This window comes from Rhizobium sp. NFR07 (assembly GCF_900111905.1).
GTDB lineage: Bacteria > Pseudomonadota > Alphaproteobacteria > Rhizobiales > Rhizobiaceae > Neorhizobium.
In genome coordinates this window covers 58,770-80,258 of sequence record NZ_FOKM01000005.1, presented here as the reverse complement: position 1 = coordinate 80,258, position 21,489 = coordinate 58,770, and the positions used below count along the sequence as shown (strand labels likewise).

The 21,489-nt window shown below is 61.6% G+C and carries 25 protein-coding genes and 1 pseudogene; 13 read left to right on the top strand and 13 right to left on the bottom strand.

What is annotated here, in order from left to right; translation table 11 throughout:
• Window positions 1–15: 15 nt before the first annotated feature.
• From BM216_RS12375 to BM216_RS12365, 3 genes are all read right to left on the bottom strand, one after another.
• Window positions 16–969, bottom strand: coding sequence for an acetyl-CoA carboxylase carboxyltransferase subunit alpha (locus tag BM216_RS12375; RefSeq protein ID WP_092999490.1), 954 nt, complete (start codon window positions 967–969; stop codon window positions 16–18).
• Between the two features lie 63 nt (window positions 970–1,032).
• Window positions 1,033–1,977: a site-specific tyrosine recombinase XerD gene (gene xerD / locus BM216_RS12370; protein ID WP_092999489.1), complete on the bottom strand. Its 945-nt coding sequence runs from the start codon at window positions 1,975–1,977 to the stop codon at window positions 1,033–1,035.
• Window positions 1,978–1,993: 16 nt separating this feature from the next.
• The gene (locus BM216_RS12365; RefSeq protein ID WP_092999488.1) at window positions 1,994–2,158 is read right to left on the bottom strand and encodes a hypothetical protein; all 165 of its coding nucleotides are present in this window, start codon (window positions 2,156–2,158) and stop codon (window positions 1,994–1,996) included.
• Window positions 2,159–2,302: 144 nt separating this feature from the next.
• On the opposite strand from BM216_RS12365, the gene BM216_RS12360 reads away from it, so the two are divergent.
• The 3 genes and pseudogenes from BM216_RS12360 to BM216_RS12350 all read left to right on the top strand — a co-directional run.
• Complete coding sequence (locus BM216_RS12360) at window positions 2,303–2,908, top strand: shikimate kinase (RefSeq protein WP_092999487.1); 606 nt, start codon at window positions 2,303–2,305, stop codon at window positions 2,906–2,908.
• Window positions 2,905–4,035, top strand: coding sequence for a 3-dehydroquinate synthase (gene aroB / locus BM216_RS12355; protein WP_092999486.1), 1,131 nt, complete (start codon window positions 2,905–2,907; stop codon window positions 4,033–4,035). Before BM216_RS12360 ends, aroB begins: the two co-directional genes overlap by 4 nt.
• A gap of 11 nt (window positions 4,036–4,046) precedes the next feature.
• Window positions 4,047–4,916, top strand: a pseudogene (locus BM216_RS12350) (transporter associated domain-containing protein); the annotation flags it as partial.
• Here BM216_RS12350 and BM216_RS12345 read toward each other — a convergent pair.
• Both BM216_RS12345 and BM216_RS12340 read right to left on the bottom strand, forming a co-directional pair.
• Entirely contained in the window at window positions 4,917–5,252 is a 336-nt protein-coding gene (locus BM216_RS12345) for an antibiotic biosynthesis monooxygenase family protein (protein ID WP_092999484.1), read from the bottom strand.
• A 55-nt stretch (window positions 5,253–5,307) separates the two neighbouring features.
• Window positions 5,308–5,589, bottom strand: coding sequence for a BolA family protein (locus BM216_RS12340; protein WP_092999483.1), 282 nt, complete (start codon window positions 5,587–5,589; stop codon window positions 5,308–5,310).
• A 105-nt stretch (window positions 5,590–5,694) separates the two neighbouring features.
• Here BM216_RS12340 and BM216_RS12335 point away from each other — a divergent pair, with 105 nt between their 5' ends.
• From BM216_RS12335 to BM216_RS12320, 4 genes are all read left to right on the top strand, one after another.
• Complete coding sequence (locus tag BM216_RS12335; RefSeq protein ID WP_092999482.1) at window positions 5,695–6,333, top strand: J domain-containing protein; 639 nt, start codon at window positions 5,695–5,697, stop codon at window positions 6,331–6,333.
• 62 nt (window positions 6,334–6,395) lie between these two features.
• Window positions 6,396–7,388: a cobaltochelatase subunit CobS gene (cobS, locus tag BM216_RS12330; RefSeq protein WP_092999747.1), complete on the top strand. Its 993-nt coding sequence runs from the start codon at window positions 6,396–6,398 to the stop codon at window positions 7,386–7,388.
• Between the two features lie 19 nt (window positions 7,389–7,407).
• On the top strand, window positions 7,408–9,315 hold the full coding sequence (gene cobT, locus BM216_RS12325; RefSeq protein ID WP_092999481.1) for a cobaltochelatase subunit CobT: 1,908 nt from the start codon (window positions 7,408–7,410) through the stop codon (window positions 9,313–9,315).
• 8 nt (window positions 9,316–9,323) lie between these two features.
• Window positions 9,324–10,310, top strand: coding sequence for an esterase-like activity of phytase family protein (locus tag BM216_RS12320; RefSeq protein ID WP_244530164.1), 987 nt, complete (start codon window positions 9,324–9,326; stop codon window positions 10,308–10,310).
• 30 nt (window positions 10,311–10,340) lie between these two features.
• Here the strand turns inward: BM216_RS12320 and BM216_RS12315 are convergent, their stop codons facing one another.
• Together BM216_RS12315 and rpmB are read right to left on the bottom strand one after the other, a co-directional pair.
• Window positions 10,341–10,982: a queuosine precursor transporter gene (locus BM216_RS12315; protein WP_092999479.1), complete on the bottom strand. Its 642-nt coding sequence runs from the start codon at window positions 10,980–10,982 to the stop codon at window positions 10,341–10,343.
• Window positions 10,983–11,093: 111 nt separating this feature from the next.
• Window positions 11,094–11,390: a 50S ribosomal protein L28 gene (gene rpmB / locus BM216_RS12310; protein ID WP_092999746.1), complete on the bottom strand. Its 297-nt coding sequence runs from the start codon at window positions 11,388–11,390 to the stop codon at window positions 11,094–11,096.
• A gap of 242 nt (window positions 11,391–11,632) precedes the next feature.
• Here rpmB and BM216_RS12305 point away from each other — a divergent pair, with 242 nt between their 5' ends.
• Both BM216_RS12305 and BM216_RS12300 read left to right on the top strand, forming a co-directional pair.
• The gene (locus BM216_RS12305; protein ID WP_092999478.1) at window positions 11,633–12,406 is read left to right on the top strand and encodes a DUF3108 domain-containing protein; all 774 of its coding nucleotides are present in this window, start codon (window positions 11,633–11,635) and stop codon (window positions 12,404–12,406) included.
• Between the two features lie 38 nt (window positions 12,407–12,444).
• Window positions 12,445–13,332 (top strand): aromatic amino acid exporter YddG, encoded by an 888-nt coding sequence (locus BM216_RS12300; RefSeq protein ID WP_092999477.1) that lies wholly within the window; start codon window positions 12,445–12,447, stop codon window positions 13,330–13,332.
• A gap of 56 nt (window positions 13,333–13,388) precedes the next feature.
• On the opposite strand, the gene BM216_RS12295 is transcribed toward BM216_RS12300, so the two are convergent.
• Together BM216_RS12295 and gloB are read right to left on the bottom strand one after the other, a co-directional pair.
• The gene (locus BM216_RS12295; RefSeq protein WP_092999476.1) at window positions 13,389–13,814 is read right to left on the bottom strand and encodes a cupin domain-containing protein; all 426 of its coding nucleotides are present in this window, start codon (window positions 13,812–13,814) and stop codon (window positions 13,389–13,391) included.
• A gap of 15 nt (window positions 13,815–13,829) precedes the next feature.
• Window positions 13,830–14,600 (bottom strand): hydroxyacylglutathione hydrolase, encoded by a 771-nt coding sequence (gene gloB / locus BM216_RS12290; RefSeq protein WP_092999475.1) that lies wholly within the window; start codon window positions 14,598–14,600, stop codon window positions 13,830–13,832.
• Window positions 14,601–14,689: 89 nt separating this feature from the next.
• Between gloB and BM216_RS12285 the strand changes: the two genes are divergently transcribed.
• A complete protein-coding gene (locus BM216_RS12285; RefSeq protein WP_092999474.1) occupies window positions 14,690–15,433 on the top strand; it encodes a class I SAM-dependent methyltransferase in 744 nt (247 codons plus the stop codon).
• On the opposite strand, the gene BM216_RS12280 is transcribed toward BM216_RS12285, so the two are convergent.
• The gene (locus tag BM216_RS12280; protein WP_092999473.1) at window positions 15,430–15,858 is read right to left on the bottom strand and encodes a nuclear transport factor 2 family protein; all 429 of its coding nucleotides are present in this window, start codon (window positions 15,856–15,858) and stop codon (window positions 15,430–15,432) included. The genes BM216_RS12285 and BM216_RS12280 overlap by 4 nt on opposite strands.
• 164 nt (window positions 15,859–16,022) lie before the next feature.
• Between BM216_RS12280 and hisC the strand changes: the two genes are divergently transcribed.
• Together hisC and BM216_RS12270 are read left to right on the top strand one after the other, a co-directional pair.
• The gene (gene hisC / locus BM216_RS12275) at window positions 16,023–17,129 is read left to right on the top strand and encodes a histidinol-phosphate transaminase (protein WP_092999472.1); all 1,107 of its coding nucleotides are present in this window, start codon (window positions 16,023–16,025) and stop codon (window positions 17,127–17,129) included.
• Window positions 17,129–18,058 (top strand): prephenate/arogenate dehydrogenase family protein, encoded by a 930-nt coding sequence (locus BM216_RS12270; RefSeq protein ID WP_092999471.1) that lies wholly within the window; start codon window positions 17,129–17,131, stop codon window positions 18,056–18,058. The genes hisC and BM216_RS12270 overlap by 1 nt, the downstream gene beginning before the upstream one ends.
• 57 nt (window positions 18,059–18,115) lie before the next feature.
• On the opposite strand, the gene BM216_RS12265 is transcribed toward BM216_RS12270, so the two are convergent.
• On the bottom strand, window positions 18,116–19,120 hold the full coding sequence (locus BM216_RS12265) for a DUF2125 domain-containing protein (RefSeq protein WP_092999745.1): 1,005 nt from the start codon (window positions 19,118–19,120) through the stop codon (window positions 18,116–18,118).
• A 144-nt stretch (window positions 19,121–19,264) separates the two neighbouring features.
• Here BM216_RS12265 and BM216_RS12260 point away from each other — a divergent pair, with 144 nt between their 5' ends.
• Window positions 19,265–19,807 carry a gamma-glutamylcyclotransferase gene (locus BM216_RS12260; RefSeq protein WP_092999470.1) on the top strand — a complete coding sequence of 181 codons (543 nt, stop codon included), beginning with the start codon at window positions 19,265–19,267 and terminating at the stop codon, window positions 19,805–19,807.
• Window positions 19,808–19,813: 6 nt separating this feature from the next.
• On the opposite strand, the gene BM216_RS12255 is transcribed toward BM216_RS12260, so the two are convergent.
• A complete protein-coding gene (locus tag BM216_RS12255; protein ID WP_092999469.1) occupies window positions 19,814–20,605 on the bottom strand; it encodes a lysophospholipid acyltransferase family protein in 792 nt (263 codons plus the stop codon).
• A gap of 154 nt (window positions 20,606–20,759) precedes the next feature.
• The gene (locus BM216_RS12250) at window positions 20,760–21,428 is read right to left on the bottom strand and encodes a YdcF family protein (RefSeq protein ID WP_244530163.1); all 669 of its coding nucleotides are present in this window, start codon (window positions 21,426–21,428) and stop codon (window positions 20,760–20,762) included.
• Window positions 21,429–21,489 lie beyond the last annotated feature (61 nt).

Below are 21,489 nucleotides of genomic sequence, written 5' to 3'. Positions count from 1 at the left end.
GCGGCGCGCCAATCTTTAGAGATTGCGGCCGATATCGAGGAATTTTTGGCGGCGTGCGGCGCGAACTTCCTCGCCGGACAGCTTGCCGAGGTCCTGCAGGGCCGAGGCGATCACCTTGCCGGCGGCGTTCATGACGGTTACCGGCTCGCGATGGGCGCCGCCGATCGGTTCCGGGATGATCTCGTCGATGATGCCGAGGCCTTTCAGGTCTTCGGCCGTGATCTTCATGTTGGTCGCCGCTTCGCGGGCGCGGGTGGAATCGCGCCACAGGATGGAGGCAGCCCCTTCCGGCGAGATGACCGAGTAGATCGCGTGTTCGAGCATGTAGACGCGGTTGCCGGTTGCGATCGCGATCGCGCCGCCGGAGCCGCCTTCGCCGATGACCATGGAGATCATCGGAACCTTGACGCCGAGGCACATTTCCGTCGAACGGGCGATGGCTTCCGCCTGGCCGCGCTCTTCGGCACCGACGCCCGGATAGGCGCCTGCCGTGTCGACGAGGCTGATGATCGGAAGGCCAAAGCGGTCGGCCATTTCCATGACGCGGATCGCCTTGCGATAGCCTTCAGGACGCGGGCTGCCGAAATTGTGCTTCAGGCGTGTCTTGGTGTCGCTGCCCTTTTCCTGGCCGATCAGGGCCACCGGCATGCCGTTGAAGCGGGCAAGGCCGGCCTGGATGGCGGCGTCCTCGCCGAAATTGCGGTCGCCAGCGAGCGGCGTGAATTCGGTGAACAGATGGGCGGCGTAGTCGACGAAGTGCGGACGCTGCGGATGGCGGGCGACCTGCGTCTTCTCCCAGGCGCCGAGCTTGGAATAGATGTCCCGCGTCGCTTCCTTGACGCGCACTTCGAGCCGGGTGATTTCGTCCGACGTGTCGATGCTTTCGTCTTCCGCAGCAAGCTTCTTAAGCTCGTGAATCTTTCCCTCGAGGTCCGAGATGGGCTTTTCGAAATCGAGATAAGTCTGCATGAGATCCGGTTTCCCGTTTGTCTTTACGCCGGGAACGCCGCGTTCCCATTTTCAAGTGGGCCTCTATTCCCGGTTTTTGCCCTCTTTTGCAAGGGGGTGATGCGATTCGACCAGTTGGCGGAGCCTTTCCTCCAACACATGTGTGTAAATCTGCGTGGTCGAAATGTCTGAATGTCCAAGCAGTTCCTGCACGACACGCAGGTCCGCGCCGTTCGCCAGAAGGTGGCTTGCAAAGGCATGGCGCATGACGTGGGGCGAAATCGCCGAAGTTTTCAGTCCGGCTCGCGCGGCCAGCCCCTTGAGGTCGCGGGCGAAGACCTGGCGCGGCAGATATCCGGCGCTGCCATAGGATGGAAATAGCCACGGGCTTTCCTCGGCATCGCCCTCTGCGGCGCGCTTGGCCTCGCCATAGGCGGCAAGCGCCGTGATAGCCGATCGAGACAGGGGCACCACGCGTTCCTTGTTGCCCTTGCCGCGGATCATCAGGAACCGGCCTTCCTGCTCCAGAACCTTAAGAGGCAGGGATACGAGCTCGCTGACGCGCATGCCTGTGGCATAGAGAAGTTCGAGCAGGGCAAGCATGCGCAGGCGGGACAACCGTCCGTCTCCCGGCTCGTTTGCCTCCAGTGTTGCCCGCTCCAGAAGGCGGCTCACGTCCGCCTCGCTCATGTTCTTCGGCAGGGCGCGTCCCTTTTTCGGCGCATCCAGTACCGCCGTCGGGTCGTCGGTCCGCAGTCCTTCCGCGTAGAGGAACTTGTACAATTGGCGCATGGCCGAAAGCCGTCGCGCCTGGGAGGAGGGGGCGAAGGCGCGCTTTCCGAGATGCGTCAGGTAGGCGGAGAGATGACTGCTTTCGGCGTTGAGAGGAGAGGTCTTCGCCGAGATCAGAAATTCGTGAAGGTCGTCCAGATCGCGCCGGTAGGATAAAAGCGTATTTTCCGCCGCGCCGCGTTCGGCACTCAGCATTTCGAGAAAGGCTTCGATATGGGCGCCGGAGAGATCCCTCATCGCAGGCGGTCCTTGCTCACGGTTGGGTCGAAGGGGCTGGCGGGTTCAGCCGCTCGGAGGGTACGCGTACTGTAATTTCCCGCTCGCGCGGCTCCACCAGAACGACAAGCGCGACCATTCCGCCGTAGATCACGCCGGCGATCAGCGCCAGTATGAAGAGAAAGCGGAAAAGTGTCGGCATCGAAAACTCCGTATATGCTCGCCGCACTATATCCGGAATGGTTTACAGATCGACAAGATGTGCAGCTTTGACGCTCTCACCTCAACCGTGGCTTGACGCTGGATGAACATTTGGTGATACCGTTTTTCAAGAACGGACGGCATCATGAGTGAAGTAGCAACAGTCGGGCGAGAGCCATCGCAGGATCGGGCCTTGCGGGATCAGGCGCGTGAAGCGCTCGGCAACCGTAACCTGATTTTTGTCGGCCTGATGGGGGCGGGAAAGTCCGTCATCGGCCGGCTGGTCGCCCAGACGCTGGGCATTCCCTTCATCGATACCGACGCCGAGATCGAATCCGTATCCCGCATGTCGATTGCCGAACTCTTCGCCCAATATGGCGAGACCGAGTTCCGGGCGTTGGAAACGCGCGTGGTCGAGCGGCTGCTCAAGCAGGGGCCACGCGTGGTCTCGACCGGCGGCGGTGCTTTCATCAACGAGGCGACGCGCGAGCAGATCAGGCTCGGTGGCATATCGATCTGGCTCAAGGCCGATCTCGATGTCCTGTGGGAGCGCGTCAACCGCCGCGACCACCGGCCGCTGCTGAAGACCGAAAATCCAAGACAGACGCTGGAAAACCTGATGATCCAGCGCTACCCGATCTACGAGCAGGCCGACCTGACTGTGATTTCGGGCAATGTCCGCAAGGACGTGATGGTCAACGAGGTGCTGCAGGCGCTCGCCGACCTCGCGCAGGAAAGTGAAGCCCCATGACAGTGCAGACCCGCTCCCCCGAACGACTGGTTCATGTTCCGCTCGGCGAACGGGCCTATGACATCCTGATCGGTCCCGGCCTCCTGGCGCGGGCGGGCGGTGAGATCACCACCCGGCTGAAGGGACGCAGGGCCGCGATCGTTACGGATGAGAATGTCGCGCCGCTCTATCTCGAGGCCCTGATGGACGGTCTGCAGACCGACGGGATCGAGGCCGTGTCGCTGACGCTTCCGGCCGGTGAGAAGACCAAGAGCATGGAGCATCTCGCGACCGTCTGCGACATGGTGCTGGCGGCCCGCATCGAGCGCAATGACGCGGTGATCGCGCTCGGCGGCGGCGTCATCGGCGATCTCGCGGGCTTTGCGGCCGGCATCGTCCGTCGCGGCGTGCGCTTCGTGCAGATCCCGACCTCGCTTCTCGCGCAGGTCGACTCTTCCGTCGGCGGCAAGACGGGCATCAATACCCGCCACGGCAAGAACCTGCTCGGCGTCTTTCATCAGCCGGATCTCGTGCTCGCTGATACCGCGGCACTCGATACGCTTTCGCCGCGGGAATTCCGTGCAGGTTACGCGGAAGTCGCCAAATACGGGCTGATAGACAATCCCGACTTCTTCGAATGGCTGGAAAAGAACTGGCAGAACATGTTCGCCGGCGGGCCGGAGCGGATCGAGGCGATTGCCGTCAGCTGCCAGTCCAAGGCGGATGTGGTCGTCGAGGATGAGCGCGAGACCGGCCGCCGGGCTCTCCTCAATCTCGGCCACACGTTCGGTCATGCGCTGGAAGCGGCCACCGAATATGACAGCCGCAGGCTGGTGCATGGCGAAGGTGTGGCGATCGGCATGGTGCTGGCGCATCAATTCTCCTCGCGCCTCAACCTCGCCAGCATGGACGACGCGGGCCGGGTCGAGGCACATCTGAAGGCTGTCGGCCTGCCGACCAACATCTCCGATATTCCGGGTGACATGCCAGGTGCGGATGTGCTGCTCGATGCGATCATGCAGGACAAGAAGGTCAAGGGTGGCAAGCTCACCTTCATCCTCACCCACGGCATCGGCCAGTCCTTCGTCGCTGACGACGTTCCCTCATCGGAAGTGCTGAGCTTCCTCAAGGAAAAGTTGCCCCGATGACTTCGCCAAGCGGCCCTTTTTCGCGCGCTGTCAACGCGGTCATCCGCGGTGTGATGCGTGCGACGGGCGTGCCGTTGAACCAGAAGACGCTGGAGCTCGGCGACCATGACGCGCTTCATGCGGCGCTGGACGCGATCCATCGCGAAGGCAATTTCGAGGGCAAGGACCGCGACCGGCTGAGCGCGCTCTTCGATCTGGAAGAGCTCGAAGTCTCCGACGTGATGAAGCACCGCATGGCGATGCTGGCGATCAACGCCGACGATCCGGCCGAAGTCTCGGTCCGCACCGTGCTGGAAAGCCCCTATACGCGCATGCCGGTCTGGCGCAATTCGACCGAAAACATCATCGGCGTCGTCCATGCCAAGGATCTTTTGCGCGCGCTGCTGGAGCCGGGCGTCGGTCCGGGCGATGTCGATATCGTCAAGATCGCGCAAAAGCCCTGGTTTGTGCCGGACAGCACCAGCCTCAAGGACCAGCTTGCCGCCTTCTTGAAGCGACGGGTGCATTTCGCCGTCGTCGTCGACGAATATGGCGAGGTACAGGGCATCGTCACCTTGGAAGACATCATGGAAGAGATCGTCGGCGATATTGCCGACGAGCACGATGTCGAGTTACGTGGCGTGCGGCAGGAAGCCAACGGCTCTGTCGTGGTCGACGGCTCGGTGCCGATCCGCGATCTCAACCGGGCGCTCGGATGGGATCTTCCCGATGAGGAGGTCACGACCATCGCCGGCCTCGTCATCAACGAATCAAAACTCATCCCTGAGGAGCGCCAGGCCTTCACCTTCTACGGCAAGCGCTTCATCGTGATGAAGCGGGAAAAGAACCGCATCACCCGCCTGCGCATCCGTCCGGCCGAGGACGAGGGCCTGCCGACGTAATCAGAACGTCGTTCCGTCGCTGCTGACGAGCCAGAAAATTTGAATGCTCTTCGGAAGCTCGATCAGAAATTCCTCGTCGCGCGGCAGGTGGTGGATCGCGGTCGGGTCGCTCCCGGCAAAGCTCGTCATCGCCTCCATGCTCTCCCAGTAAGAGATCGTCATGAATTCGCTTTCGGTCTCGCGGTCCTCACGAAAGGTCTGCACGCCGAGCGCCTTTTCGACCAGAGGCACGATACCGACCTCTCGATTATAGACCTCGTATTCGTCCGCCCTGTCGCGGGTCGTGCGGCCGCGCCAGATCCGAGCAATATTCGCTTTCGTGGCCAGATTGACCATCTGCTCCTCCTTGGATCAAGGAGGTCGAACGCCTATATGGACAGCGGGTTCCCCGTCACCAGCGCGTCGGCTCACCGGGTGCTGCGGCTTCCACCGCAAGCGCGTGGAGACCGGCGTCCAGTTCGGACTTCAGGAGAGCATTCACGGTCCGGTGCCGGTCGATCCGGCTCATTCCCGCAAATTTGGCTGTCACGATGCGCACCCGCATATGGGTCTCGCCGTCACCGGTGATGTTGGGCTGGTGCCCGGCATGATGATGGCTTTCGTCGATCACCTCCAGCCTTTCGGGCGCGAGGTTGTCGCGAAGCGTGGCTTCTATACGGGTTCTGACGGACATTTTTAGGCTCCGGAGTGCGGCGCAAGAGGGGAACTCAGAAACCAGCAACAAAGCGCTTTGTCAATTCTTGTTCGCCCTTCGCGGCAGCCCCATAATGAGTGCCTCATGAAGCTCGACTCCAAATATTTCGACCGTATCCGGACGCGCCGGAAAAGGCAGCAAGATGCCCCGTCGCAGGCCCCGACCTGCCAGTGGGACGGTTGTGACAAGCCGGGCGTGCATCGTGCGCCGGTCGGTCGCAATGCCGAGAACCAGTTTTTCATGTTCTGCTTCGAGCACGTGAAGGAATACAACAAGGGCTACAATTATTTCTCCGGCCTGTCGGATGGGGAGATCGCGCGCTACCAGAAGGAGGCGATCACCGGCCATCGCCCGACATGGACGGTCGGCGTCAACAAGGCCGCCAAGGATGCGCCCCTGCATTCCAGTACCCGGTCCGGCGCGGCAGGTTCGGCCTATACACAGCAGCGATACAGGGATCCATTCGGGTTCGTTTCCCAGGCGCGGGCGGGTGGCGGTGGCCGTTTCGAGACGCAGGGTCGGAAGTTGAAGACACTGGAGGCGAAGGCCTTCGAGACGATGGAGCTCGGCGCCAATGCATCGTCGAGCGATATCAAGAGCCGCTACAAGGAACTGGTCAAGAAACACCATCCGGATGCGAATGGTGGCGACCGCGGGTCGGAGGAACGTTTTCGTGCCGTGGTGCAAGCATATCAGTTGTTGAAGCAGGCGGGTTTCTGCTAAGCCGTAGAGACCTATGGCAGCGAGGATGACAGCCGGGCGGTTGCCCGTGCCCTGGAGTGATGATGAGCAAGATTGATTTGGACATTTCCAACCTTCCCGACACGACGGTTTCCGTCCGGGAGGTTTTCGGCATCGATAGCGATCTCAAGGTTCCGGCCTACAGCAACGGCGACCCTTACGTTCCGGATCTCGATCCCGATTATCTTTTCGACCGCGACACGACGCTCGCCATTCTCGCGGGCTTTGCCCATAACCGACGCGTCATGGTGTCCGGCTTCCACGGCACAGGCAAGTCGACCCACATCGAACAGGTTGCTGCCCGCCTCAACTGGCCCTGCGTGCGCGTCAACCTCGACAGCCATGTCAGCCGTATCGACCTCGTCGGCAAGGACGCGATCGTCCTGAAGGACGGCAAGCAGGTCACTGAATTCAAAGACGGCATCCTGCCCTGGGCCTACCAGCACAATGTCGCGCTGGTCTTCGACGAATACGATGCCGGTCGCCCGGACGTGATGTTCGTCATCCAGCGCGTGCTAGAATCGTCGGGTCGCCTGACGCTGCTCGACCAGAGCCGCGTCATTCGTCCTCACCCCGCCTTCCGCATTTTCGCGACTGCCAACACCGTCGGCCTCGGCGATACGACCGGCCTCTATCACGGCACCCAGCAGATCAACCAGGCACAGATGGACCGCTGGTCGATCGTGACGACGCTGAACTACCTTCCGCATGAGAAGGAAGTCGATATCGTTGCCGCCAAGGTGAAGAGCTTTGGCTCCAGCGCCGAAGGCCGCGAGACGGTCTCGAAGATGGTGCGCGTTGCTGATCTCACCCGCTCGGCCTTCATCAACGGTGATCTTTCGACGGTCATGAGCCCGCGTACGGTCATCACCTGGGCGGAAAATGCCGAGATCTTCGGTGACGTCGCCTTCGCATTCCGCATTACCTTCTTGAACAAGTGCGACGAACTGGAGCGCACCCTTGTGGCAGAGCAGTATCAGCGCGCCTTCGGCGTCGAGCTGAAAGAAAGCGCCGCCAACATCGTTCTTGGAGCATAACTTACAGAAAGCGAAGCCGATGGCAGGTCGCGGAGACAATTCCAAAGGCAAGCCCGCCGGTCCGGTCGATACCGAGCCGATGCGGCGGGCGATCACCGGCTGCGTGCGGTCGATCGCCGGCAATCATGAGGTGGAGGTTTCCTTCGCCAATGAGCGGCCGGGACTCGCCGGCGAGCGCATCCGCCTGCCGGAAATTTCCAAGCGTCCGACGGCGCACGAGCTTGCGGTCACCCGCGGGCTCGGCGATTCTATGGCGCTGCGGCTCGCCTGCCACGACACCAATGTCCATGCGACGCTCGCGCCGCAGGGCTCGGACGCCCGGGCGATTTTCGATGCCGTCGAGCAGGCGCGCGTCGAATCGATCGGTTCACTGCGCATGGCCGGTGTCGCCTCGAACCTGAATTCGGTGCAGGAAGAGAAATACGCCAAGGCGAATTTCTCCGGAGTCGAACGTCAGGAAGACGCCCCGATCGGTGAGGCGATGGCCATGCTGGTGCGCGAAAAGCTGACCGGCCAGAAGCCGCCCGCCAGCGCCGGTAAGGTGCTCGATCTCTGGCGCCCGTTCATCGAGGACAAGGCGACCGCCGATCTCGACAACCTGAAATCCGTCATCGAGGACCAGCAGGCCTTTGCCAAGCTCGTCCGCCACATGCTCTCCTCCATGCAGATGGCCGAGGATCTGGCAAACGACGACAGCGAGCCGGAAGAAATCGAGAACCAGAGCGACGAGGACCAGCCGAGCAGCGGCGAGACCGAGAACGAGGAAGTCGAGGAAGAAGCCGGTTCCGACGCCGCTCCCGCCGAGCAGAGCGATGCTGCCGACGAGGAGATGGACGAAGGCGAGATGGACGGCGCGGAAATGTCGGATGACGATCTGTCCGACGAGGCCGACGACCATTCCGAGACGCCCGGCGAGACCCGCCGGCCGAACAGCCCGTTCGACGATTTCAACGAAAAAGTCGACTACCACATCTTCACCGAGGAGTTCGACGAGGAGATCACGGCGGAAGAACTCTGCGACGAAGCGGAACTCGATCGCCTTCGCGCCTTCCTCGACAAGCAGCTGGCGCATCTCCAGGGCGCCGTCGGTCGCCTTGCGAACCGCCTGCAGCGCCGCCTGATGGCGCAGCAGAACCGCTCCTGGGATTTTGACCTGGAAGAGGGTTATCTCGACCCGGCGCGTCTCGTGCGCCTGATCATCGACCCGATGCAGCCGCTCTCCTTCAAGAAGGAGCGCGACACGCAGTTCCGCGATACGGTCGTCACCCTCGTCATCGACAATTCCGGCTCGATGCGCGGCCGGCCGATTACGGTTGCAGCCTCCTGCGCCGACATTCTGGCCCGTACGCTGGAGCGCTGCGGCGTCAAGGTCGAGATCCTCGGCTTCACCACCAAGGCCTGGAAGGGCGGGCAGGCGCGCGAGCAGTGGCTGGCGAGTGGCAAGCCCGCGGCGCCTGGCCGCCTCAATGACCTGCGCCACATCGTCTACAAGTCGGCCGATGCGCCGTGGCGCCGTTCGCGCCGCAATCTCGGGCTGATGATGCGCGAAGGCCTGCTCAAGGAAAACATCGACGGCGAAGCGTTGATGTGGGCGCATCAGCGGCTGATCAACCGGCCGGAACAGCGCAAGATCCTGATGATGATCTCCGACGGCGCGCCGGTCGATGACAGCACGCTGTCGGTCAATCCGGGCAATTATCTGGAGCGGCATCTGCGTGCCGTCATCGAGCAGGTGGAAACCAAGTCGCCGGTGGAACTGCTGGCGATCGGTATCGGCCACGACGTGACACGCTACTATCGCAACGCCGTGACGATCGTCGACGCCGACGAACTAGCCGGCGCCATGACCGAGCAGCTCGCCGAGCTCTTTGCCGATAAATCGGCCGGCGGTACTGCCCGTGGTGGCCGCATGCGCCGAGCGGGCTGAGGCGCTTGTTGAGGCTGAAACGTCTTCTATTGGCCGGCATTGCATTCGCGCTATTGCCGGCCAGCCTCGCTGCGCAGGATGCAGTCTCGGTTACCGCAACGCCGATCACGCGCTTCAAGACGGGGTCCGACCAGAAGGTGTTCGGGCCGCTGGAATTCCTCGGAGGCATCGACTTCCGTTCGAGCAACGGTCGCGTCCAGTCTCTTTCCAGTATCCGCTTCCGGCCGGATGGTGCGAGTTTCGTTTCAGTGCTCGATACCGGCGAATGGCTGACCGGGAAGATAGAGCGTGATGCGGACGGAAAACTGACGGGCCTTACTAATCTCACGGTCAGCCCCATCCTGTTGCGCGATGGGCGCACAGGCTCCAAGGCAGCCTCGGACGCCGAAGGCCTGGCGTTGCGTCGTGGGGAGGCCCTTGTAAGTTTCGAGCAGCAGCATCGCGTCGATGCCTATACCGATCCCGGGTTCGAAAGCGCATCGCCGCTACGCAGCGTTGATTTTCTGATCCCGCGTAGCGAGCTTCGCCGCAATGGCGGGATGGAGACGCTTGTCGCATCGCCGGCCTCCAGCCCGCTTCGCGGCGGACTCATCGCGATCACTGAGCACAGCCTCGACGAAAGCGGCAATCTCTTTGCCGCGATCGTCGACGGACCGCTCAAGGGGCAATTCAAGCTCGTGCGCCATGAGCCCTATGATGCGACCGACGGGGCGTTCCTGCCAAATGGGGATCTGCTCCTGCTGGAGCGGAGTTTCAGCTTCCTTGGCGGTCTCGGTATGCGTATCCGGCTGATCAGGGGTGAGGATATCCGTCCGGGTGCCGCAGTCGACGGCGAGGTGCTGGTCGAAGCCGACATGGGCTATGCCATCGACAATATGGAAGGCATCGACGTCATCCAGGGCGCGGATGGTAAGCCGCATGTCATCCTCGTCTCTGACGACAATGGCAGCATTCTCCAGCGGAACGTGATGCTGGAATTCGTACTGAACCAATAAAAAAGGGAGCCACTGGCTCCCTTCGTTTTGTCAGGCGGTCTTGGGTGCCAGCTGAGGCATGGGCTTCAGCACGTTCATCAGCGCGCCGTAGGGCAGAAGCAACACGACGCCGACCACGACCTTCACCACGAGATCGCCAAGCGCCCAGGAAATCCAGCGCGGTGCTTCTGTGGCAAAGACGCCGAGAACGGGAGCAGGGGCGATCGCGAAGTCGAGGTTCGGGCCGATGAAGGCGAAGAACGGCGCGAAGGCGATGGAGAAGAACAGGATCGTGTCGATCACCGTGCCGATCATCGAGGCAGCCAGCGGCGCCTTCCACCACGTCTTGCGGCGCAGTTCATTGAAGACCGAGATGTCGAGAAGCTGGCCGATCAGGAAAGCGGTGCCGGAGGCGATCGCGATACGCGGGTCCGACAGCCAGAAGGACAGTGCGACGCCGACGACGAAACCGACGAACACGATGCGGCGGGCAATGGCCGGGCCGAACTGACGGTTGGCAAGGTCGGTGACGAGGAAGGCGACGGGATAAGTAAAAGCGCCCCAGGTGAGGATATCACCAAGCGCGATGCCCCAAAGCGTGCCCGTCAGGTGAAACTGAACGAGGACGTTGGAGGCGACGACGATCGCTGCCATCGCAAGCGAATAGAGAAAGGTATAGCGTGCTACGTGCATTTTTTTATCCTGGGGTATGCCACCAGTTGCGGAAAGCCCAAGAGAAAAGGCTTGTCCGGAATTAACCGGTCAAGCCTTCTCCAAAGCCGGTGAAGTCGAAGCGAAGCGCTATTAAGCGGCTACGGCTTCTGCAGTCTTCTTGGCGATCTGGCGACGCAGCAGACGGGCGCGCATCGACAGGTCGTTCTCGTCGGACTTCAGGAGGAAGGCGTCGAGGCCGCCACGGTGTTCGACCGAGCGGAGAGCGTGCGCGGAAACGCGCAGACGGAAGCGCTGGCCGAGAGCGTCGGAGATCAGCGTGACCTGGCACAGGTTCGGCAGGAACCGACGACGGGTCTTGTTGTTGGCATGGCTGACGTTATTGCCGGTCATTACGCCCTTGCCGGTCAGTTCGCATACACGAGACATGGCATTCACCTTTGTTTTCTTCTGCAATCGGATGGTCATCCGGACAATGTCCGGCGCGCCGATCCAACTGGTCCTGATTGGAAAGTTGCGGTTCTATAGTCAGTGAGACCCGGCCCGTCAAGCCAAAACCTCGGCTTTCGGATGGGTTTGCACGGCAAGCGTTAGTCGTCACCGCTATTTTCTTGCCATGATGCACATCTTATATCACCAAATCCGAAGCCTCAAACCATTGCGGACAAATCATGTTTCGTCTCAGCCGGCTGCTTGTGGGAATTCTTTTGGCATATGGTGCAAGCGCCGGAGCCTCGTCGGCCAAAGAGGTGAAAAGCGTCAGCGAATACAACATAACCCTGGGTATCCTGCCGATCGGCAGCGCAAGCTTTTCCAGCGAATTCGATGGGAACGGCTATAAGATCAACGGCATCTTCAAGTCAGGCGGCATCGTTAACATCATCAAGCGCGTCTCGGCGGAAACCAATGTTGCCGGGCGGATAACCGGGGATCGCCTTCAGGCGGATCGCTATAATCTGGTCTACAGGCTCGGCGATCGGACACGCATCTATGACGTCACCTACCGCAATGGCAATGTGACCGACACGACGATCAAGCCGGCACCGCGCCGAAGCCCGGAAAACTGGGTGCCGGTGACGCCGAAGGACCTGCGTTCCGTCCTTGATCCACTGAGCGGCTTGATCTTCCCCGAGGGCGCGAAAGTCTGCGCGGGCCGGGTGCCGGTCTATGACGGCGAGTCGCGGATGGATCTCCTGCTGAAGAATGAGGGGACTAAGCCCTATGAGACGAAGGGCTTCAAGGGTGAAGTGATTGTCTGCACCGTGCGCTACGTGCCGAAATCGGGCTTCAAGAAGGGCCGCAGCGATATCGAGTATCTGAAGAAGACACCGATGGAAGTGTGGTTTGCCAAGGCCGACCGCGGCACTGTATATGCCCCTATATACGCCCATATCCCGACGAGGATGGGCCCGCTCTACATCACGGCCGTGCGTTACGGCGGGTGAGGCGGCAGCCCAGGGCCAAGAATAAGGGGATCTGGGCTTTGAAATTACGGGGTACTCTGATCGGCTTCACCGCAATTCTGATGTGGTCGTTGCTGGCTCTCATGACGGCTGCATCCGGCAGCGTTCCGCCTTTCCAGATGAATGCGATGACTTTCACGATCGGCAGCCTGCCGGGGCTGGTGCTTCTCGCGCTGAAGCCTGAGCGCATCAGGCTGCTGAAGCAGCCGGCCAAGGTCTGGATCATCGGCATTGCCGGCCTGTTCGGCTATCATTTCCTGTATTTCACCGCGCTCAGAAACGCGCCCGCCGTCGAAGCGGGACTGATCGCCTATCTCTGGCCACTGCTCATCGTCGTCGGGTCGGCGCTTCTGCCGGGCGAGAGGCTGCGCTGGTATCATGTCGTCGGCGCGCTGGCCGGGCTCTGCGGCACTGTCGCGATCGTGTCGCGCAACGGCGTGTCCTTCGACCAGTCCTACCTTCTTGGCTATGGCGCAGCTCTGCTCTGCGCCTTCACGTGGTCGGGCTATTCGCTCATGACGCGCAGTTTCGATCGGGTCTCGACGGATGTGGTGACGGGATTCTGCCTTGCGACCTCGCTGCTGTCGCTCGCCTGCCATCTGGCGCTCGAAACGACCGTCTGGCCAGCCGATGGCGGCGAATGGCTGGCCATCATCGGGCTTGGCCTGCTGCCGGTCGGCGCCGCCTTCTATGCCTGGGACTACGGCGTCAAGAATGGCGACATCCAGGTCATCGGCGCGGCCAGCTACGCCGCCCCGCTGCTCTCGACGGTCATCCTGCTCCTGAGCGGCTTTGCGGAACCTAGCTGGCGTATCCTGCTCGCCTGCGTGCTGATCACCGGCGGCGCGGTGCTGGCGGCGAAGGAGATGATCAGGCCGAAAAAGGTCGCGGCAGCGCCGGCGGAATAGCAGAGATGTCGGCTACCATAGCTCTCGCGTGATCAGGCCGTATCTTTTCTGAAGATCTAGCCCGGCTCCCAGCCGGGCTCTGCCATTTCAAAGCCTGAAAATTCGAAGCCCGGCGCTACCGTGCAGCCGACGAGCGTGAAGGCTCCGAGCGGTTCGGCGGCCTGCCACGCATCTGCGGGAACGATACCCTGGGGGCGCTCGCCCGCAGCCAGATCTGTTCCGAGGCGGATGTCCTTGACAGTCTTGCCATCCGATATCCGCAGCAGCAGCGGGTCGCCCGCATAAAAGTGCCAGACCTCGGCTGCATCGCGGACGCGGTGCCAATGGGAGCGCTCGCCCGCCTGCAGCAGGTAGTATATAGCCGTCGAGGCGCTGCGGCCTGTGCCGTTGCCATCACGAAACGTCTCGACGAACCAGCCGCCTTCCGGGTGGCGCTGCATGCCGAGCGTGGTGATGATGTCTTCCGCGGTTTGCCGAGCCATATCTGACGTCCTCGGTTAGAAATTGTCCTTGCGCTTGCGGATCTCGGCAAAGACCTCTTCGTTGGTCTTGCCTTCCATGATGAGATTGCGGCGGATTGCGGGGTCGTTTGCCCGCAGGAAGGGGTTCGTTTCCTTTTCCAGCCCCATCATCGTCGGAATGGTGAACTTGCCCTCGGCACGCATCTCTTCGACCTGGGCAGCGCGCGCCTTCAGGCGCTCATTGTCGGGGTCGATCGTCAGGGCAAATCTAGCATTGGACAGCGTGTATTCATGGCCGAAATAGATGGCCGTCTCGTCGGGAAGCACGGCGAGTTTCTGCAGCGAGTGCCACATGTCAGCCGCCGGACGTTCGAACAGGCGTCCGCATCCGAGCGCAAACAGCGTATCGGCGGCAAACAGGATCTTGTCGTCCGGGAAATGGAAACAGATGTGGCCAGCCGTATGTCCGGGCGTTTCTATGACGCGAACCAGATGGTCGCCGAAATGGAACTCGTCGCCATCCGTCATGGTCTTGTCTAGGCCCGGAATGGCGACCGCCTCGTTGACCGGCCCGATGATCTCCAGCCCGTAACGCTCCTTCAACGCGAGGTTCGCTTCCACGTGGTCGGTGTGATGATGGGTGGTGAAGATATGGGTGATCTTCCAGCCGCGGCGCTCGGCGGCTTCGACAATCGGCTTTTCCTCCGGGGCATCGATCGATACCGTCAGTCCGCTTTCCGGATCATGCACAAGGACGCCGAAATTGTCGCTCCGGCAGGAAAAAACTTCGATTTCCAAAGGCCTCATCAGAATGCACCTATTGCTCAACGCTTATCGTGGAACAATGTAGAGAGAGGCACCTTCGAAACCAACCACCGAACACGAGCATTTTTATCTTGTCCGTCGATATCGTTGATCTTCGCCAATTTTATCATTCGTCGCTCGGCCGGCTTGCCGAGCATTCGATCGCCATGGCGCTCGCCTCGCTCTGGGCGCGTCTACCCGAGGAACGGCTGGTGGGGCTCGGATATGCGGTGCCTTATCTCGACCGGTTCCGGGCCGATACGGAGCGTACCTTCGCCTTCATGCCCGCCGGGCAGGGGGCGGTGAACTGGCCGGTGGGCGAGCTGTCCTCCACCGCGCTGGTGTTCGATGAGGAGCTGCCGCTGCCGGACAGTTCCATTGATCGCGTGCTTATGGTGCATTCGCTGGAATTTGCCGAAAATCCGCGCGAGAGCCTGAAAGAGGCCTGGCGTGTGCTGGCGCCGGGCGGACGGCTCGTCATCGTCGTTCCCAATCGGCGCGGCGTCTGGGCGCGCATGGAGCACACGCCTTTCGGTTCGGGCCGGCCCTATTCCCGCAGCCAGCTGACGACGCTGCTGCGCGAGGCGAATTTCACGCCTGGCGCCACGGCCGAGGCGCTGTTCTTCCCACCGTCAAAGATCAAGACCGTGCTGAAACTGCGGCATATCTTCGAGCGCATGGGGCGCCGCTTCTGGCCGGTGTTTTCGGGCGTCCTCGTGCTCGAAGCGCAGAAGCGGCTCTATCAGGGGCTTCCGGTTGCCGCACGCTCGTCGCGCCGGGTGTTCGTGCCGGTGCTGACACCGCAGGGCGTGCGCACGACCCGGGATCGCAGCTAGGGTTTCAGATCGAAAAGGCCGAGCGGCTCTCCCTCCATAGCGAAGGGCACGGATTCATGGGTGTGGACGATCCGCCAGCGGCCGTCCTCCCGGGCAAAGGCGAGCGTCAGGCGATACCAGAAGCCGACCTTGCCCTGACCAATCTTGTTGCCGCCAAGCCAGGCGAATGCCGAGCACCAGGCGATATCACCGCCAAGGCGCAGATCCGTGTCGCGGCTCTCGAATTCCAGCGGTCCTTCCCAAGTGTCGAACCAGGACTGAAGCTCCGCCCCATCTCCACCACTCTGCTGAAGCGGAGGGGCGAGCGTGAATTGCCGGATCGTGGCGGATTCGCAGGCCATGATGCCTGCCGCATCCTTCCGTCGCAAAGCCTGCGTCCAATCGTCCAGCAGAGCCCTGATGTCGTCGTGATCTCCCGTGCTCATGATGTCCTCCTTGCACACTGTTCGTTTGAAAGACGTGCCGGCAGGGATCGTTCCGACACCCGTATTCAAAGAGCCGCGGATACTCGCTCTCGACAAAGCCCTGTTTCAGATTTAATGCCTTCGCATTCCCTGTCGTTGCAGGCATTTCCGAGAAGGTAGATCCGATGAGCATCGTTGCGAATGAGCCCGTTCCGCGTCCAGGCATTCTGGACATCGCCGCCTATGTGCCCGGCAAGGAACATGCTCCGGGCGTTGCTCGGGTGTTCAAGCTTTCCTCCAATGAAACGCCGCTCGGTGCCAGCCCCAAGGCGATCGAAGCTTTCCGCCAGTCGGCCGGCCATCTCGAACTCTATCCGGACGGCCAGGCGCTGGCGTTGCGTGAGGCGATTGCCGGCGTGCATGGTCTCAACGCCGCCAACATCATGTGCGGCAACGGCTCGGATGAGCTGCTCGGCCTGATCTGCCATGTCTATCTGGGTGCCGGCGACGAGGCGATCATCACCCAGCACGGGTTCCTGGTCTACAAGATCCAGATCATGGGCGCCGGCGCCAAGGCGATCGAAGTGCCGGAGAAGGATTATACCGTCGATGTCGACGCGATCCTGGCCGCAGTCACCGAGAAGACGAAGCTCGTCTTCATCGCCAATCCCGGCAATCCGACCGGCACCTATGTCCCGGTCGCCGATATCCGTCGCCTGCATGCCGGCCTGCCGAAGAATGTCATCCTCGTGCTCGATGCGGCCTATGCTGAATATGTCCGCAAGAGCGACTATGAGGCCGGTATCGAACTCGTGTCGTCGAACAAGAATGTCGTGATGTGCCGCACCTTCTCGAAGGTCTACGGTCTGGCGGCGCTTCGCATCGGCTGGATGTATGGCCCGGCCAACATTCTCGATGCATTGAACCGCATTCGTGGCCCGTTCAACATGAACGCGCCGGCGATTGCCGCCGGATCTGCCGCGATCCGAGACCAGGAGTTTGTCGGTGAAGCCATCGAGCACAATGTGCTGTGGATGGACAAGCTGGTCCATGCCTTCGAGGCGATCGGTCTCAAGGTCACGCCGTCGGTCACCAATTTTGTGCTGATCCACTTCCCGGAGATAGACGGCAAGCGCGCGTCGGATGCCGACGCCTTCCTGACTAGCCGTGGCTATATCCTGCGTGCGGTAAAGGGCTATGGCCTGCCCAATGCGCTGCGTATGACCGTCGGCTCCGAAGAGGCTAATCGCGGCGTGATCGAAACGCTCGGCGAGTTTATGGGACGTAACTGATGACGGAGCCGCATTTCGAGCGGATCGCGCTGATCGGCATCGGTCTGATCGGCTCGTCGATTGCCCGGGACGTCAAGGAACTCGGGCTTGCCAACCAGGTCGTGGTGTCGACGCGCAGCGAGGAAACGCTGGCGCGCGCCGAGGAACTTGAACTCGGCACGGAATACACTGTGTCCGCAGCGGATGCCGTGAAGGACGCGGATCTCGTCATCGTTTCGGTCCCTGTCGGCGCATCTGAAGCCGTTGCCAAGCAGATTGCGGGCAGCCTCAAGCCGGGCGCGATCGTCACCGACGTCGGCTCGACTAAGGCTTCCGTCATCGCCCAGATGGCGCCGCACATGCCGGACAACGTCCATTTCATCCCCGGTCACCCGCTGGCGGGTACGGAGAAGTCGGGACCGGATGCCGGCTTTGCCGGCCTGTTCCGTGACCGCTGGTGCATCTTCACGCCGCTGCCGAATACTGATCCCGAGGCGCTAGGCAGGCTGAAGGCCTTCTGGATGGCGCTCGGCTCACGTGTCGACGACATGGACCCGGAGCATCACGACAAGGTTCTGGCGATCGTCTCCCACCTTCCGCATATCATCGCCTACAACATCGTCGGCACGGCCGATGATCTGGAGACGGTGACGGATGCGGAAGTCATCAAGTATTCGGCTTCGGGTTTCCGCGATTTCACGCGTCTGGCTGCTTCCGACCCGACCATGTGGCGCGACATCTGTCTGCACAACAAGGATGCGATCCTCGAGATGCTGGCGCGGTTCTCCGAGGATCTCGCCTATCTGCAGCGCGCGATCCGCTGGGGCGAGGGCGACAAGCTGTTCGAACTCTTTACCCGCACCCGCGCCATCCGTCGGTCGATCGTCCAGGCCGGCCAGGATGTCGATGCACCCGACTTCGGTCGCCATGCACTGGACGCCAAGAAGTAGCTCTCTGCTTTCAACATCATGGTTCCGAAACCCGTCGCAGGGTTTCGGATTGATGCATCAGATCGGCGGGATTTCGCCGATGGGGATCAGGCCGCCGGCCAGAACCTTGCCGCGCCGGATGGTGATGTCGATCGACGCGTCGCTGCCGCCACCGAGCGCGGCCAGCATGTTGGCCGCAGTCTGGATCGTCGGTGCGAAATCCGGAAAGGCTTGATCAAGGCTCTGCTGCCAGGCTTCGATCTTCTCGATGCGCAGTTTCAGCTTGCCCGACATGCGGCCCCTGTCATCGAAGGAAAAAGGACCCGCAAGTGTCAGGACCTGGCCCTCGCCGAGATCTACTTTGAAGTGGCGAAGTTCGCCCTCCGATCCCTGCATGGCGAGGCCGTTCTGGTCGCTTCCGTCCAGAACGCCGCCGCGGCCTGCGAGTGTCACATCGACGCTCGCATTCGTCGGCGGCAGAAGCTGGGGCAGTCCCTCGGCCGTCGTCGTGGCATTGGTCAGCTGAATTGCGGCATCGAGATCGTCGCCGTTCTGGCGCAGATGGATTTCCGAGTGGTCGGCAGCAACATCGAACGACTGCCCGATGGCGGAGGAAACGATGCTGGTCTTTGACTTCTCCAGCACGATCGACGCGCGCTCCACTCCGCGCAGCTTGGTATTCAGGCTGGATTGCAGGCTTTGCCAGACGGTCGAGACCGTCAGCCCGTGGCTGGTGCGCACTTCGGAAGGTGCATCGAGTTCCCAGACGATATGGCTCGGGGCATAGACCTGCGCTGCGGACCGCAGCGCGCCGAAACTGCCCGAGATGCCGTTGACGTTGTCGTCGACGGTGACCTTGGAGCAGAACAGGCCGATGCGGAACGGGTAGCCGCGATAATCGGCGTTCTCGCATGTCGCCGAGACGCCGGCATCGGTCTGCTGGCCGAGAAGCGCCAGGGTGTTTTCCCGCAGCACGGAGGCGGCGTAGAACCAGCCGGCAGTATAGAGCCCGATGACGAGCACAACGGCGCTCGCAAGCATCCATAATTTTCTGCTGATGCCGGTTCGGCTTGACGCTGCCATGTTGTTCTCCCAATGGTGCGACGCAAGATTATAGCGCCGTGCGCCATATGGTGCGCAAATGACGCTGTAGCAATTCCAGAGCAGGCGCATCGTGCTTCCGAAGATCATTTCGGGATTCGAAAGTAGAATGCGCCAAGCGACGACATGGCGCGGGATATGGACGAATTTTGGGTGTTTGGCTACGGATCGCTGATGTGGAATCCGGGATTTCCCTATGTCGAGAGGCAGCAGGCTCGCATTCATGGCTTTCGGCGCTGCCTCTGCGTCTGGTCCGTCGCCCATCGCGGCACCGAGAAACATCCCGGACTTGTGATGGGACTTGATCGGGGCGGTTCCTGCCTCGGCGTGGCGTTCAGGGTGGCCGATGAAGAGCGTGACGGAGCCCTTGATTATCTGCGCAAGCGCGAACTGATCACCAATGTCTATCAGGAACGCCTGTTGCCGATCAGTCTACCGGAGGGGCGGCGCGCGCAAGCCGTAACCTATGTGGTCGATCGCCGACATGACCAATATGCCGGCCATCTTGAGGTCGAGGAGGCGGCCCGGATCGTGCTGCAATCCCATGGCCAGTCGGGACCAAATGATGCCTATGTGCTGAATACGGTGACCCATATGAAGCAGATGGGCATCCGCGATCACTGGCTGGAGGCCGTGGGTGAAGTCATCAAGGCTGCCGGCGCTCCTTGACTACTTTCAGGCGGCTGACTGGGCCCGAAGCTCCGCCAGGCGCTTTGCTGCCGTGGGCGGCAAAGGCAGGTGCGGGTTCGCCTTCACCGTCTCGATCAGCAACTGGTCGCTTGCCGTTTCCAGTGTCTCGATCAGGTGGGCGTAGAAGGCGTCCGGGTCCATTCCAGGCTGGATCGGGGGAAGGATCTTCACCTTGAAGCGGCCGGGATACTTGATGAGCTTGCGGCGGCCCCAGAACAGGCCCCAATGGGCGACGATCGGCACGACCGGCACCTTGATGTCGCGATAGATGCGGGCGATGCCGTAGCGATATTCAGGCTCCGCGCCCGGTGCACGACGCGTCCCCTCGGGGTAGATGATAAGCTGGCGTCCGGCGTCCATCTCTTCCTTGGTGCGCTTCATCACCTCGACCATGACCTTGCCGCGGGCGCCGCGATTGACGGGGATCATCCGCTGCTTGGCGACATACCAGCCGAACAGCGGGATCCACATCAGCTCGCGCTTGAGGATATAGACCGGGTCACGCTGCCAGGGCAGAAGCGCGAACGTGTCCCAGGCGGACTGATGCTTCGGCGCGAAGATGCAGCCGCCTTCCGGAATGTTTTCCAGTCCTTCGATCTCGAAGGTGGCACCGACGATGTTCTTCATCAGCCAGTTGTTGGAAGAGGCCCAGCCCTTGGGGATGCGGAAAGCGGCCTTGCGCGGCGTGAGGAAGTAGATCGGCGACAGCAGGATCATCCGCCCGAACAGGTTGATGTAGAAGGCTGTATTGAACAGGATCGAGCGCAGCAGCAGCATATGGTGGCATCCTCTACGGCATCCGGCATCCCGGAGGACGCTTGCAAGATGCCGTAACCCTTTTGAACCTAAGCACAGGCGTTGCCTACACGAGATCGTGCGTGGAAAAAAGGGTCGGGCCTTTCAAGCCCCCTAGGGGATGTCGGGGATGTTGTTAGAGCGATGCGCCCTGGCTGCTGCCGCGATTGTCTTCCTCGGTCCGCAGGCCGGTCCATCGTGCCACGCCCATCCAGTCGCGGAGCGAAGCCAGGACCACCTTGCCGTATTCCGACAACATGGTGCGCAACGTGTCCGGCTCTAGGAACCAGGCCCGACGGGTAAGATCGGCGTTGATCACGGGGTAGGGGATGAATTCGGTGCCGGGATCCGCGCGGCGTAGTTCATGAAGGCTGCGCAGCATGTGGTAGTTGTTCGTCACCACGAGAATGGACTTGTAATTATGCTCGTGGATCCAGCGGGCGATCTCGTTGGCATTGCCGATCGTGTCGATCGCGTCATAGCCGATATCGACGCAACAGGCGAAGAGATCGGCCGATGCCTGGGTCGCCTTGCGAATCTGGTTCGGCGTGGTGGTCGGGTGGGCGCCGGAGATGAGCAGCCGTTTCCCGGCTCCATCGCGCAGAAGCCCGAGCGCCTGCTCGATCCTCAGATATCCGCCGGTCAGGACGACAATCGCGTCGGCCTTCACGCCGTCCGGTGCGCGTAGCGAGGTAACCGAATCGGCGAACCAGAGAAAGCCGCCGCCGAGGATGGCGATACCGACGAAAAGCAGGAGGATGAGACGCCTCGCGAGCCGCCGCAAACCGCTGTTGCGGGACAGCAATCTGCTTCTCCCGCCGGGCGGTTTGTCATCGGGATTCCAGCGATTGGTCTTGCCGAATATC